This window comes from Pseudomonas sp. CM25 (assembly GCF_013179705.1).
Classification (GTDB): Bacteria; Pseudomonadota; Gammaproteobacteria; order Pseudomonadales; family Pseudomonadaceae; genus Aquipseudomonas.
In genome coordinates, this window is sequence record NZ_JABMCW010000018.1 from 22,976 (window position 1) to 35,788 (window position 12,813).

Annotated in this window: 10 protein-coding genes and 1 pseudogene; 5 read left to right on the plus strand and 6 right to left on the minus strand. The window is 61.6% G+C overall.

Annotation, left to right across the window (positions count from 1 at the left end; all coding sequences use genetic code 11):
• The first annotated feature begins 14 nt into the window (after nucleotides 1-14).
• The gene (locus tag HP546_RS03755; RefSeq protein WP_172219807.1) at nucleotides 15-4,688 is read left to right on the plus strand and encodes a dermonecrotic toxin domain-containing protein; all 4,674 of its coding nucleotides are present in this window, start codon (nucleotides 15-17) and stop codon (nucleotides 4,686-4,688) included.
• Nucleotides 4,689-4,701: 13 nt separating this feature from the next.
• Here the strand turns inward: HP546_RS03755 and HP546_RS03760 are convergent, their stop codons facing one another.
• The 4 genes from HP546_RS03760 to gpmI all read right to left on the minus strand — a co-directional run bounded on the left by HP546_RS03760 (nucleotide 4,702) and on the right by gpmI (nucleotide 9,966).
• On the minus strand, nucleotides 4,702-5,469 hold the full coding sequence (locus HP546_RS03760; RefSeq protein ID WP_172219810.1) for a divergent polysaccharide deacetylase family protein: 768 nt from the start codon (nucleotides 5,467-5,469) through the stop codon (nucleotides 4,702-4,704).
• 8 nt (nucleotides 5,470-5,477) lie between these two features.
• A complete protein-coding gene (locus HP546_RS03765) occupies nucleotides 5,478-6,803 on the minus strand; it encodes a S41 family peptidase (protein WP_172219813.1) in 1,326 nt (441 codons plus the stop codon).
• Nucleotides 6,804-6,881: 78 nt separating this feature from the next.
• A complete protein-coding gene (locus HP546_RS03770) occupies nucleotides 6,882-8,189 on the minus strand; it encodes a murein hydrolase activator EnvC (RefSeq protein ID WP_172219816.1) in 1,308 nt (435 codons plus the stop codon).
• A gap of 241 nt (nucleotides 8,190-8,430) precedes the next feature.
• Nucleotides 8,431-9,966: a 2,3-bisphosphoglycerate-independent phosphoglycerate mutase gene (gpmI, locus tag HP546_RS03775; RefSeq protein ID WP_172219819.1), complete on the minus strand. Its 1,536-nt coding sequence runs from the start codon at nucleotides 9,964-9,966 to the stop codon at nucleotides 8,431-8,433.
• 208 nt (nucleotides 9,967-10,174) lie between these two features.
• Between gpmI and HP546_RS03780 the strand changes: the two genes are divergently transcribed.
• From HP546_RS03780 to secB, 3 genes are read left to right on the plus strand one after another with little or no spacing between them, the layout of a single operon-like run.
• On the plus strand, nucleotides 10,175-10,588 hold the full coding sequence (locus tag HP546_RS03780; protein WP_172219822.1) for a rhodanese-like domain-containing protein: 414 nt from the start codon (nucleotides 10,175-10,177) through the stop codon (nucleotides 10,586-10,588).
• Nucleotide 10,589: 1 nt separating this feature from the next.
• Nucleotides 10,590-10,844 (plus strand): glutaredoxin 3, encoded by a 255-nt coding sequence (gene grxC, locus HP546_RS03785; protein ID WP_003249204.1) that lies wholly within the window; start codon nucleotides 10,590-10,592, stop codon nucleotides 10,842-10,844.
• A gap of 39 nt (nucleotides 10,845-10,883) precedes the next feature.
• Complete coding sequence (gene secB, locus HP546_RS03790) at nucleotides 10,884-11,369, plus strand: protein-export chaperone SecB (RefSeq protein WP_172219825.1); 486 nt, start codon at nucleotides 10,884-10,886, stop codon at nucleotides 11,367-11,369.
• A gap of 163 nt (nucleotides 11,370-11,532) precedes the next feature.
• Here secB and trmL read toward each other — a convergent pair whose 3' ends face one another.
• The gene (gene trmL, locus HP546_RS03795; protein ID WP_172219828.1) at nucleotides 11,533-11,994 is read right to left on the minus strand and encodes a tRNA (uridine(34)/cytosine(34)/5-carboxymethylaminomethyluridine(34)-2'-O)-methyltransferase TrmL; all 462 of its coding nucleotides are present in this window, start codon (nucleotides 11,992-11,994) and stop codon (nucleotides 11,533-11,535) included.
• On the opposite strand from trmL, the gene HP546_RS03800 reads away from it, so the two are divergent.
• Entirely contained in the window at nucleotides 11,993-12,430 is a 438-nt protein-coding gene (locus HP546_RS03800) for a hypothetical protein (protein WP_172219831.1), read from the plus strand. The genes trmL and HP546_RS03800 overlap by 2 nt on opposite strands.
• A gap of 315 nt (nucleotides 12,431-12,745) precedes the next feature.
• Here the strand turns inward: HP546_RS03800 and HP546_RS31725 are convergent.
• Nucleotides 12,746-12,813, minus strand: a pseudogene (locus tag HP546_RS31725) (bacterial regulatory, Fis family protein); the annotation flags it as partial.

Sequence of the window (12,813 nt, forward strand, 5' to 3'; positions counted from 1 at the left end):
TGGAGGCCTGCTGCATGATCGCTCCCGACATTCCTACCTTCGACTTCAAACACGCTGCGGCCCTGCAGTTTGGTGATCGCCCGACGCTGCGACAGGTTGCCAGCGAGCAACTGCTCAAGGTGTTGCTGGCCGAACTGCCATGGCTGGCATTTGTCAGTCCTACCCTGATCAGCGCTGATCCGCTGATGCTCGATAGCCCGGAGCCCGACACGGACTATTGGACGACCCAGCCATTTGTCGACAGGGTGCTGCTGGCTCTGCTTGAACCACCGCCGCTGGATATCGAACCCGTCGACGGGCGTCACCATAATCTGGGGCTGTTGGCCACGCATCGCTTTGCCGGCTCAACCAGCGAGTTCGATACCCGCCAATTGAGCGGTGTGTCGAACGTGCTCGATAATCTTGTAAAACAGTTGCCTCAGCTTTTTTGTGAGGCGCAACTGGCCTACTGGAGCGAGCAGGGGAGCGCTGGGGTAAGCCGCGATCTTTGGTTACAGCTGCTGCTGAAGTCCGCTCTACTGCGTGGCTTGCCGTTGCAGGCGCTGGATAAAAAGGAGCAAGCCTGCATTCGCGGCCTGATCCGTGGCGGGGCAGATCAGCCCTCGGTATGGTTGGTGAAAGCGACTTTGACCAGCGCTACGGTGACCACCGAGGAAACATTGTGCAATTTGCTGGTGACCGGCGAGTGGGACGAGCAGCAGGTGGTGCTTTGGTGTGCGCCGTCGGGTGTGGTGCGAAGCTTCGGGTCGTTGGGCGCATTCGGCCGCGCCCTGCGTGACGAGCTAGCGCAACGCTACAGCTTCGAGCAGCTGAGTTGGACTCGCTACGCGGCCGAAGGCAACATTTTTGCTCAGCAGGTTTCACTGTTGCTCGAAACCCTATTCAACAGGGTCGAGAGGTTAGCCTACCGGGGCATTACCGATGTGACGGAACTTGAGCAGCGCTTTGCCCAGTTGAGCGACCCGTCATCCTGGTTCATCAGCTATGCCGATGATACCGCTGCGGTACAGCCCCCCCCCGGCTGGCGCAGAAGCACGGCTGAAAACAGCTTTGCCTGCCACGCCGGCTTGTTGCAACTTGCGCTCGACCAGCTCGATTCGGACGGTGTTGCAGCCTTGGATGGCGTCCAGACATTGAATGAATACGCCCGCGAGCAACTCGTTGAACAGATACACGCTGACTACAGTGACGACAGCTCGCCCGACGATTTGCTGTTGGACCTGTACCTGGCGCGTGGGGAGCCTGGCGGGCCGGCAGCAGGTGCGGGTGGCGGCGAGCCACTGGTATTCGTCGGCAGCAAGAGCCTTACTGAGTTCGCCATTGGCAATCTTGTCTCCCTGAAGGGCGCGGCTATCGAAAAGGTTCGCCGCCGAGACGGCAGTGAGGCGCCGCCGTGGCTGGACGCCGAAGCAGCCAGGCGATTGGTCACTCAGGTAGACATCGGTGGCCGTTATCCGGCCTATGTTGCAGGCCAACTTGATGACAGTGGCCGGCGGCCTGAACGGATAAGGCGCTTTGCAAGAGAGTGGCGCAGCGCGCTGCTACAGAGTGCCATCACTGCCAAGCTCGATGGCAAGGTGAAGGAGGGCGGGTTGCAATGCGTTGTCGACTATTGCGCAGGACATGTAGACCCAGACACCCCGCGGATGATGCTGGTTCCCCTGGCGTTCAGGCGTAGCCAGCACTCGCGTCAAAGTGATCCGGTTCATTGCATGTATATGTTGTTTTGCGCCGAGCCTTCTTTGGTACTGCTTTATCGGCCCTTGTTCAGGCAAGACACGCTTCGCGAGTATGCAAGCCTTCCCGCGGTGCTTGAACATGTGCGCGAATCCCGGCTGTTGCAGGCCGGCATCCTCGACTGGATGGACCCCGCCGTGCGCAGCGTCTATGACAACGGCGGTTTCAGTGAACCGCATGTCACTGCCATCGGCATCGACCCCTATGCGCTGCCAGAGCGCCCAGAGCCCGTTGAACTGGCGATTGAGTTCTGGCGGAATAATGTGGATGAAAGGCTTTACGCAGCTAACCGCGACGTCTTGTTGATGCTGGCGGACCAGCAGTCGGTGTCCAACGCAGAGAGCCGCTGGCAAACCCTGTGCGAAGGTGCATGGCTGTTGTTCGATGTGGCGACATTGCTGGTTCGCGGGCCGGTGGCCAGCGTGGCCTGGTTGGTACAATCGCTGAGCGCCTTGCAAGCGGACCTTCAGGCGCTTGAGCAAGGAAATGACTTTGAGCGGTCTGCTGCAATTGCCGACCTGTTGCTGAACATGGGCATGACCCTTTTGCATGCTCATCATCCGAAGCTGGAGGTTACCCCTGAGAGCGGGTTGCCTGATGCCTCGGCGTTCGAATGCCCTCCGCCACAGAGCGGAGCGTTTTCGGAGCTAGCGGTGAAGCCAGTTCAAAGCGCTGAAAACGCTGGCGAGGTTTTGCCCGCCTATTTCGGGCAATACACAGACTTTTCATTCCGAGGCCGCCAGGGGTTCAACTCGTTGCCCCTGCGTCAGAGGGAAAAGCTGCTGGCCATGCGTTCAAGCGTGTCACTCAACGGAGTCAAACCTCATACCGTGGGTGATGCGGCTGGCCTGTACCAGATGGGTGACAGCTACTATGCAAGCCTTGCCGGTGAGGTATATCGCGTAGAGCTTTCGAGCATCGGCGCGCGTGTGGTTGATGCTCAGGGCCGCTACGGGGCATGGCTGATTCCTTTCGATGGCGTTTGGCGAGTGAATGCGGGCATGGGTATCGGGGGGATGGAGGCTAGCGCCCTGAGCCTGAATATCAGCAAGCGCTTCAAGAAGCTGTCGTCCTCGGCCAGCGCGCTCGAAGTGCAGGCCCGCAGTCTGAGAACCGAATTCGCCACGCTGGGCAAGAGCATCATTGCGCAGCGGGATAAACTTTCAAAACTCCAAGGGATCAGGGCGGGTGCTCAGGCGAAAGTGGATGAGCAACCCCAGGGCAGTGATACTGCCGCTGCGCGGGCGGCCATAAGCCAATACGACGAGCGCATTGCGCAATGGCAAGCGGACCTTTTGAACCTGCGCAAAGAAACGGTCGCCAAGCTCGAGCAGGTACTGCACAAGGAAGAGCAACTGTTGCCGCTACTGACCGCCATGCAGGAGGCGAAGTACGCCACTGAGCGCGCAGCAGGGCATTGGGGAACGATCGTGCCGGAGACCGAGGTTGCGCTCAGGGTCCGGCTGATCCGCGACAGCCACTTCGTCTTCCGCGAGCTACAGACGTTGGCAGAAATCAGGGAGCTCAGCGAATTACAGGAGCGTCTGATAGCCGCCACGGGAGACGAAATCATCGAAGTCTATTTGCTGTGGCGGAGCAAACTCGAGGTGCTGGCAGGGTTCAAGGACCGTATGCTTCTGGCGTACGAACGTCTGGACAATCTCTTGGCCAATGCTTCTGATGAGCTCCAGATCAACGGTCTATTGGGCGGGGAGACGTTGACCGTCAGGCAAATGATCTCCTTGCGCAATGTCTCTACAGTTCAGTTGCGCTTCAATCAGATAATTACCCTGGCTGACCTGTCACTGCATGATGATGTTGCTGGTGTGGGAGAGACGCTTGCTACCTACAGAAGCGAACTCAAAGGTTCGTCACTGCGCAACGCTGCAGGCGCGCATGGCGTACTCGATTTTGTCAACCTGTCGGCTGAAGACCGCATTGGTATCCTGCAGGAAGCGTGGGACGAATACTCGGCGGCAATACTCAACAGTAGCAGCATCCTGACGGCCGGAGGGCAACACATAGAACCCGCCATGCTTGAGCGATATCGAGCACATGTCGAGAAGCTCAAACTGGATGCTGGCCGTCGTCTGGTCGAAGCCGTTCAGGAGCAGGAGGGGTCTGCAGCCACTGGCACGCGAGCGCCTTACAGTGCCTCCAGCGGCCAGCACCGGGTGGTACGCAACAACCAGGGGCAGTTGCTGATCGGTACTGAAGTCGAGCAGGACGGGCAGCGTATCGTCGAAATTCGCGAGTCCTTTTCCAACGAAGTCCTGGCCACATTCGACTGGGTAGACGGCCAATGGCGGCAACGACAAGCGCAGCCGATTCCATCGCCCGGGCCCGCCCCTTCAACGGATCTGGCAATGCGCGTACAAGCGCTGCTGGACGAAAATGCCGTTATCGAGAGCAAGGCCAAAGCCTATGTCGCCAACGACATCAAGGCGGGCTTGCTCGCTCAACTATTCGATGGGCAGCTCGAGAAGCTCGACCGGGTGGTGGCCGACTTGCGTGAAGAAGGCTCTGGCGACGCTTTGGTCAGGCAACTGGAAAGCGCTGCGGATCGGCTTCGGTCGGACAAAAACCTGCAACTGACGACGCTTTATACCGGCACACACTACCCCTCTGCCCAGGCATTGCAGTTCCTGCATCAGCAGGGGCTGATCAAGGTCGAATACATCGCAAGAAAGACGATGCACGACGGCAGCACGTTCGACGAGTACAAGATCATGCGCTTGACCAAACCCGGCGATTCTCAGGGCCGGAATCTGTGGGCCGCGCATTTTCATTTTCTGGCTGCTGATGCCTTTGCCGAGGAATTTACTCACGGTCACCTGAAGACGTGGCGCCAGCGCAGCATGAGCAACCGCGCGGAATCTGCTGCGGGTGAGCGGGTGCACCGCGGCAGGTTGACCCTGGAGCAGGCCAGGGGAATCATTCCTTTCGTTTGAGCAGGCAGGCCGTTCAGCGGTTGCTGTAGCGGCCATGCTTACCATGCGCCGGCATGGCCTGATTGCTTCGCTCGGCGATCATCTGGTGCAGTGTGACCAGGGTGATGCCTTGGCTTTTCAAGTGTGGCAGCTCGCGTGCCAGTACCTCGAGCGTCTGTGGATACGGGTGTCCGATCAGCACCGCCGAGCCTTGCTTGCGCGCCAGGGCAATGCCCTGCTGCAGCTGCCCGGTAATCGCCTCGGTGGTGCGTACGTCGTCCAGAAACACATCGCGCGAGACATGCGCCAACCCTTGCGCTTGTGCCTCGGCGGCCGCCACCGTGGCGGCGCTGGTGCGGCTGTCGACGAAGAACAGGTGACGTTGCTGCAACTGGGCCATCAGCCAGGCCATCGGCGCGCGCTGTGCGGTCATGCGGCTGCCCATGTGGTTGTTGATGCCTGCAGCGTAGGGGACCTTGAGCAGCGCGGCCTCCAGGCGCCTGGCCAGTTCCTCGATGGGCAGGCCCGGGTGCCAGGCGTACGGCCCGGTGGCCGGGTCCATGGGCATGTGCAGAATCACCGTCTTGCCGGCCTTGTGCGCCTGGCGGGCGAAGTCGCTGGCGTGGGGGGTGTCGGGCATGATCGCCATGGTTACCGGGCCGGGCAGGGCAAGGGTGCGGCGGTCACGCTCGGGGCTTTGGCCGAGGTCGTCGATGATGATGCTCATGTACGCCTTGCCCGCCGGTGCCGCTTGCGCGACACCGGCGACCAGGCAGAACAGCAGGCACAGCAGATAACGCATGGGCTGGATCATTTACCCGAGGTAATGTTCAGGCCCTTGAGCAGGCTCAGTGCCTGGCTCAGCTGGAAGTCGTCATCCTGCGGGCGCTCCTTGCGTTTGCTGCTGCCGGTCGGGCGGTCGGCGCCGCCGTTGCCGTTGCCAAGGTGGCCCTGAAGATCGGCTTCCTTGAAGTTGTCGGTGTCGATTTCGGCGGTGAGCTTGGCCGGGCGCACTTCAATGTCGGGGACAATGCCCTGGGCCTGGATCGAGCGGCCGTTGGGGGTGTAGTACAGCGCGGTGGTCAGCTTCAGGGCACGGTCGTTGGCCAGCGGCAGCACGGTCTGCACCGAGCCTTTGCCGAAGCTGTCGGTACCCATCAGCACGGCGCGCTTCTGGTCCTGCAGGGCCCCGGCGACAATTTCCGAGGCCGAAGCGCTGCCGCCGTTGATCAGCACCACCAGCGGCACGCCTTCGCTGGCGTCGGCCGGGTCGGCCGAGAAGCGCAGCTCGGAGTTGGCGATGCGGCCCTTGGTATAGACGATCAGGCCCTTGGTCAGGAAGTGGTCGGCCACTTCTACCGCCGACTGCAGCACGCCGCCCGGGTTGTTGCGCAGGTCCAGCACCACGCCGCGCAACTTCTTGCCGTTGTCCTTGCGCATCTTGGCCAGGGCCTTGCCGACTTCGTCGCCGGTCTTGACCTGGAACTGGGTGATGCGGATGTAGCCGTAGTCGTTCTCCAGCAGCTGGCTTTTCACGCTCTTGACCTGGATGACCGCGCGGGCCAGGGTGACATCGAACGGGTTACCGCCGTCGCGTACCAGGGTCAGGGTGATTTTTTCGCCGATCTTGCCGCGCATCTTGTCGACAGCTTCGGTCATGGTCTGGCCGCGGGTCGGGGCGCCGTTGATCTTGACGATCAGGTCGCCCGCCTGCACACCGGCACGCGAGGCCGGGGTGTCATCGATCGGCGACACCACCTTGATGAAGCCGTCTTCCTGGCCCACTTCGATGCCCAGCCCGCCGAACTCGCCGCTGGTGCTCTCCTGCAGCTCCTGAAAGTCCTCGGGGCCGAGGTAGGCCGAGTGCGGGTCGAGGTTGCTGAGCATGCCCTTGATGGCGTTTTCCAGCAGGGTCTTGTCGTCCACCGGCTCGACATAGGCCGCCTTGATACGGTCCATCACCTCGGCGAAGGTGCGCAATTCTTCGAGCGGCAGCGGTGCCTTGGCAGTCACCTCGGTGGCCGGTACGGCTGCCGCCGGAGCAGGCTGGGCCTTTTCCGCAGCAATGGCCAGGGGCGCGCCGACCGCCAGGGCGATGGACAGGGCCAGCTGGGTGAGACGAGGCGAGTGCAGCATGTCGAACGAACTCCTGATCCTGTAAGCGCTCCCTGCGGAGCATCGGTGCAGCCCTCAGGCTACCCCGTATAAATGTGACTAGCCCCGGCACCACTGCGAAGGGTCGGTAGGCCGGCCCTGCTGGCGGATGGCGAAGTACAAGCCTGCCGTGTCCTGGCCACCGCTGTCGCCAACGGTGGAAATGGCTTCACCGGCCTTGACGATATCACCGGCGCTCTTCAGCAGGCTCTGGTTGTGGCCGTACAGGCTCAGGTAACCGTTGCCATGGTCGAGAATGACCAGAAGCCCCGCGCCGCGCAACCAGTCAGCGAAGACCACCCGCCCGCCGTGCACGGCCCGCACCTGGGTGCCTGGGTTGGCGCTGATCATCACCCCGTCCCACTTGGCGCGTGCATCGCTGCCGCGGGCATCACCGAAGCGTGCCAGCAATCGACCATTGACTGGCCACGGAAGTTTGCCCCGTGCGGCAGAAAAAGCTCCGCCATAGCTGGCGCTGTCGCTGGAAACCATCGGGCCGAGGGTGGTGCGGGCCTTTTTCGGCGGCTCCACGGGTTCGCGGGCCTGGTCGCGGGCAGCGGCGGCGGCCAGGGCTTCCTGTTGGCGGCGTTTTTCGGCTTCCTGCTGGGCCAGCAGGGCTTTCTGGCGTGCTTCTTCGGCCTCGCGGGCCTGGCGCGCCAGGGTTTCCTCAATGGTCTTGAGGACTTTGGCCAGGTCGGCCTGGTCTTGCTCGCGCGCCTGCAGCTTCTGGTCGCGGTCTTTGACGTCGCTGTTGAGCTTGGCCAGCACCTGCTGGCGCTTGCCGCGCTCGGCTTCCAGGGCCTGGCGGCGGCTGTCGAGGTCGGCACGCTGGGCCAGCAGTTGTTCCTGCTGGCTGGAGATTTCCTGCTCGACGTTGGCCAGCTGGCGCAAGGTCTCGTTGAAGGTGCGCAGTTGCTCCAGGCGCGCCTTGCTCAGGTAGTCGTAGTAGGTGAGGGTGCGGGCGAACTTTTCCGGGTTCTGCTGGTTGAGCAGCAGCTTGAGGTATTCCTCACGGCCGTTGTTCTGATAGGCCGAACGGGCCTGGATGGCGATCAGCCGCTGTTGTTCAACGCGGGCGCTCTGGAGTTTTTTTTTCTCGGTATCAAGGCGCTCCAGCTCGCCCTCGGTCTTTTTTAGTTCTTGTTGCAGGGCCTCCACCTGCTTTTCCAGCTTGCCGATATCGGTCTCGGTAGTCTTGAGGTCCTTTTGCACACCGGCCTTTTCTTCCTGGAGCTTGCCCAGCGTCTTCTTGAGCTCGGCAATATCCTGGCGGGTGGCGTCCAGTTGCTGCTGGGTCTGCGCACGCTCGTCGGCGAAGGCCGGGCTGAGCAGGCATGACAGGGCTAGGAGAATCAGGGCGCGAAGCATGGGGTTTGGCGTACCAGGGATGGAGACTGGCCTAGTATGCCCGCCTGGGCAGGCAAAAAAAACGCCTCGCTGCGGGTGCAGGGGGGCGTTTGTCTGGAATTCATGTGCAAAGGGGCTGCTTTGCAGCCCAATCGCCGGCAAGCCAGCTCCCACAAAATCACCACAAGCCTTGAAATTGTGCACGTTACCTGTGGGAGCTGGCTTGCCGGCGATGGGCCGCAGCGCGGCCCCCTACTCAGAATCAAGCGTCGATCAGGATCGAAGTACCGGTCATTTCCGCCGGCTTTTCCAGCCCCAGCAGCTTCAGCATGGTCGGCGCGACATCAGCCAACACCCCGCCGTCACGTACCTTGACGTTACGCTTGCCCACATAGATGAACGGCACGGGCTCGGTCGTGTGCGCGGTGTGCGCCTGACCGGTGCATTCGTCTTCCATCTGCTCGACGTTGCCATGGTCGGCGGTAATCAGCGCTTCGCCGTCCACTTTGGCCAAGGCCTCGACAATGCGCCCGACGCAGGTGTCCAGCGCTTCAACCGCCTTGACCGCGGCTGCGAACACGCCGGTGTGGCCGACCATGTCGCCATTGGCGTAGTTGACCACGATCACGTCGTAACGCTGCTGCTCGATGGCTTCGACAATGCGGTCAGTCACTTCAGGTGCATTCATTTCCGGTTGCAGGTCATAGGTGGCGACCTTCGGCGACGGGATCAGGATGCGCTCTTCGCCTTCGAATGGCTCTTCACGGCCACCGGAGAAGAAGAATGTCACGTGTGCGTACTTTTCGGTCTCGGCAATGCGCAGCTGGGTCTTGCCGTTTTTCGCCAGGTACTCGCCCAGCACGTTGTCCAGGCTGGCCGGGGCGAAGGCGGCAGGGGCCGCGATTTTGGCCGAGTACTGGGTCAGGCCGATGTAGGCCGCCAGTTTTGGCAGGCGGGTACGGGGGAATTCGTTGAAGTCGGGCTCGACGAAGGCGCGCGACAGCTCGCGAGCACGGTCGGCGCGGAAGTTCATGAAGATCACGGCATCGCCGTCTTCCACCTTGACCGCTTCGCCGATACGCGTGGCCTTGACGAACTCGTCGCTCTCGTCACGGGCGTAGGCGGCTTCCAGGCCTGCCTGGGCGGTGTCGGCGCTGTACTCGGCGGTGCTGTCGACGATCAGGTTGTAGGCGGCGCTGACGCGGTCCCAGCGGTTGTCGCGGTCCATGGCGAAGTAGCGGCCGATGATGCTGGCGATGCGGCCCTTGCCCAGCTTGGCAAAGGTGGCGTCGAGCAGTTCGATGGACGATTGTGCGCTGCGTGGCGGGGTGTCGCGGCCATCGAGGAAGGCGTGCAGGTAGATCTTTTCCGCGCCGCGCTGCGCGGCCAGCTCGGCCATGGCCACCAGGTGGTCCTGGTGGCTGTGCACGCCGCCATCGGACAGCAGGCCAAGGATATGCACAGCCTTGCCGGCACTGGCTGCCTTGTCCACGGCGCCGGTGAGCACCGGGTTGTGGAAGAACTCGCCGTCGCGGATGGCCTTGGTCACCCGGGTGAAGTCCTGATAGACGACGCGCCCTGCACCGAGGTTCATGTGACCGACTTCGGAGTTGCCCATCTGCCCGTCCGGCAGGCCGACATCCATGCCTGAACCAGAAATGAGGCCGTGCGGCTGGTTGGCGCGCAGGCGGTCATAGACCGGGGTATTGGCGGCAAAGATGGCGTTGTGTTCGGGGATTTCACTGTGGCCGAAGCCGTCCAGGATAATCAGGACCAGGGGTTTGGGCGTACTCGTCATCAATCAAACTCACGGTTGTTCAAAGATGATAAAGAAACGCATTTTAGGGCAAATACGCCACCCACGGCGAATATTCGTCCCATTCCCCCGACCGGCGCACCCGTGGTAGCAACATGAAGGTTGGTTTTCCCGCCGGCCCGTCGGGCTTTGGTGGCACCATGGGGCTGTGTATACTGGCCGGCATTTTCAATCGCCTGGAACACCGCTGATGGTTGCTCACCTGATTCAATTCGCGACAGATCACTACATCCTGGTTGCGATCTTCCTCATTCTGCTGGTCCTGCTGCTTATCAATGAAATCCGTCGTGGCGGCCAGAGCCTGAGCAATGGCCAGCTGACTGCCCTGGTCAACGCCGACAAGGCCCTGGTGATCGACATTCGCCCGGCCAAGGAATATTCCGCCGGTCACATCGTCGGTGCGGTGAACATCCCGCAGGACAAGCTTGCCGCCCGCATGAGCGAGCTGGAAAAGCACAAAGAGAAGACCCTGATCATCGTCGATGCGATGGGCCAGCAGTCCGGCACGCATTGCCGCGAGCTGCTAAAAGCCGGTTACAACGCCGCCAAACTGAGCGGTGGCGTTTCCAGCTGGAAAGCCGATAACCTGCCCCTGGTGAAGTGATATGAAGCCTGTCATCGTCTATTCCAGCGACTACTGCCCCTACTGCATGCGCGCCAAGTACCTGCTCGAGAGCAAGGGCGTGGCCTTCGAGGAAATCAAGGTCGACGGCAAGCCGCAGGTTCGCGCCGAGATGAGCCAGAAGGCCGGCCGTACATCGGTACCGCAGATCTGGATCGGCAGCACCCATGTCGGTGGATGCGATGACCTCTATGCCCTGGAGCGCGCCGGCAAGCTCGACGCGCTGCTGGCGGCCTGATTTGCACTGCATTCAAAAACATTAGGATAAGGATCTGCCATGACTGACCAACAGACCAACGGCGCTGCTGCAGAAGACAACAGCCCGCAGTTCTCCATGCAGCGTATCTATGTGCGCGATCTGTCGTTCGAGGCCCCGAAAAGCCCGCAGATCTTCCGCCAGACCTGGGAACCGAGCGTTGCGCTGGACCTGAACACCAAGCAGAAAGCCCTGGAAGGTGACTTCCACGAAGTGGTGCTGACCCTGTCGGTTACCGTCAAGAACGGTGACGAAGTGGCCTTCATCGCTGAAGTGCAGCAGGCTGGCATCTTCCTGATCGCCAACCTCGATGCAGCTTCGATGAGCCACACCCTGGGCGCGTTCTGCCCCAACATCCTGTTCCCTTACGCCCGTGAGACCCTGGACAGCCTGGTGACCCGCGGTTCGTTCCCGGCCCTGATGCTGTCGCCGGTCAACTTCGACGCCCTGTACGCGCAAGAAATGCAGCGCATGCAGGAAGCTGGCGAAGCGCCGACTGTGCAGTAATCGCTGGCTCTATCAAGAAAGCGCCTTTCGGGGCGCTTTTTTGTTGCCTGTACCGGCCCTGTCGCCGGCAAGCCAGCTCCCACAGGTACTGCACAGGACCTGAGCTGTATGCGGTCCCTGTGGGAGCTGGCTTGCCGGCGACAGGGCCGGTACAGGCAGTTCATCAGCTCCCGGCAAACCCGTTCTGCCGCCACGCCTCATACACCGTCACCGCCACGGTATTGGACAGGTTCAGGCTGCGGCACCCTGGTCGCATCGGCAGGCGCAGGCGTTGCTCGGCCGGCAAACTGTCCAGCACGTCGGCCGGCAAGCCACGGCTTTCCGGCCCGAACAGGAACGCGTCGCCCGGCTGGTAGGCCACTTCGTGGAACGAGTGCGAGCCCTTGGTGGTAAAGGCGAACAACCGTGGGTTGCCCAGGCTTGCCAGGCATCCGGCCAGGCTCTCGTGGCGCTTGAGCGTGGCATACTCGTGGTAGTCCAGCCCCGCACGCCGCAGGCGCTTGTCATCCAGTTCGAAGCTGATGGGCTCGATCAGGTGCAGCTCGCAGCCGCTGTTGGCACACAGGCGAATGATATTGCCGGTATTCGGCGGAATTTCTGGTTGAAAAAGGATGACGTGAAACATGCACGGCTCCAAGCGTGAAGATGACGGGCATTCTACCCCTGAACCGGACGTGCGTTCGAAGGCGTTCCCGCGGGTGATGCTGTCGTTGGCGATTGTCGGCTTGATGGTCGGGCTGATGATCGGCCGCCTGACCGCGCCAGAGGAGCGCGAACTGCAGCAGGTGGCGGTGGTCCAGGACGGCCTGGAACTGTGGTTCAATGCAGAACCCAAACTGCATGGGGAGAATGTGGAAGGCACCGTTGCGCTGTTGTTCCAGGCCGAGGGCAAGGTCCAGCAGGGGCAACTTAGCTTGCAGGGCAAGCCCGTCAGCTGGCGGGTACAGCGGAGCAAGGAAGGGTTGTTGCTGACGGTGGTGGCCGCGCGCCCCCTGCACGGCGAGTGGGCCGGTGCAGAGGACGATGGGCGTTGGCGGGTGCAGGTGAAGCTGCACGAATAAAAGAGGGGATGTCCCGGCCTGCCTGTACCAGGGTCCCCAAAACGGGCGGTGTTGCGAATAAAAGAGGGGTCACCCGGCCTGCCTGTACCAGGGCCCCCGAAACTGGTGATGCAATAGCTATTGCAGGGGGCGTGCCAGTTTTGCAAAGCCCGTGAATACTGGGCTTTCAGGGGGATTTGGCCGGATGTTGAGGGGGTTTGTGCCTTCGGGAGGTGCAGTGGGCACAGGATCGGTGCATTGGGGCGGTGTCTGGTTTTGCGCCACAAACGCATTCGCGGGTTCACCCGCGAATGCGTCAGTTCAGGTCGTCAAGGATTAATGGTCTTCACCTTCCTCATCATCCCCACCCGCCACATTCATTCCCAGCTCCTTGATCTTGCGCG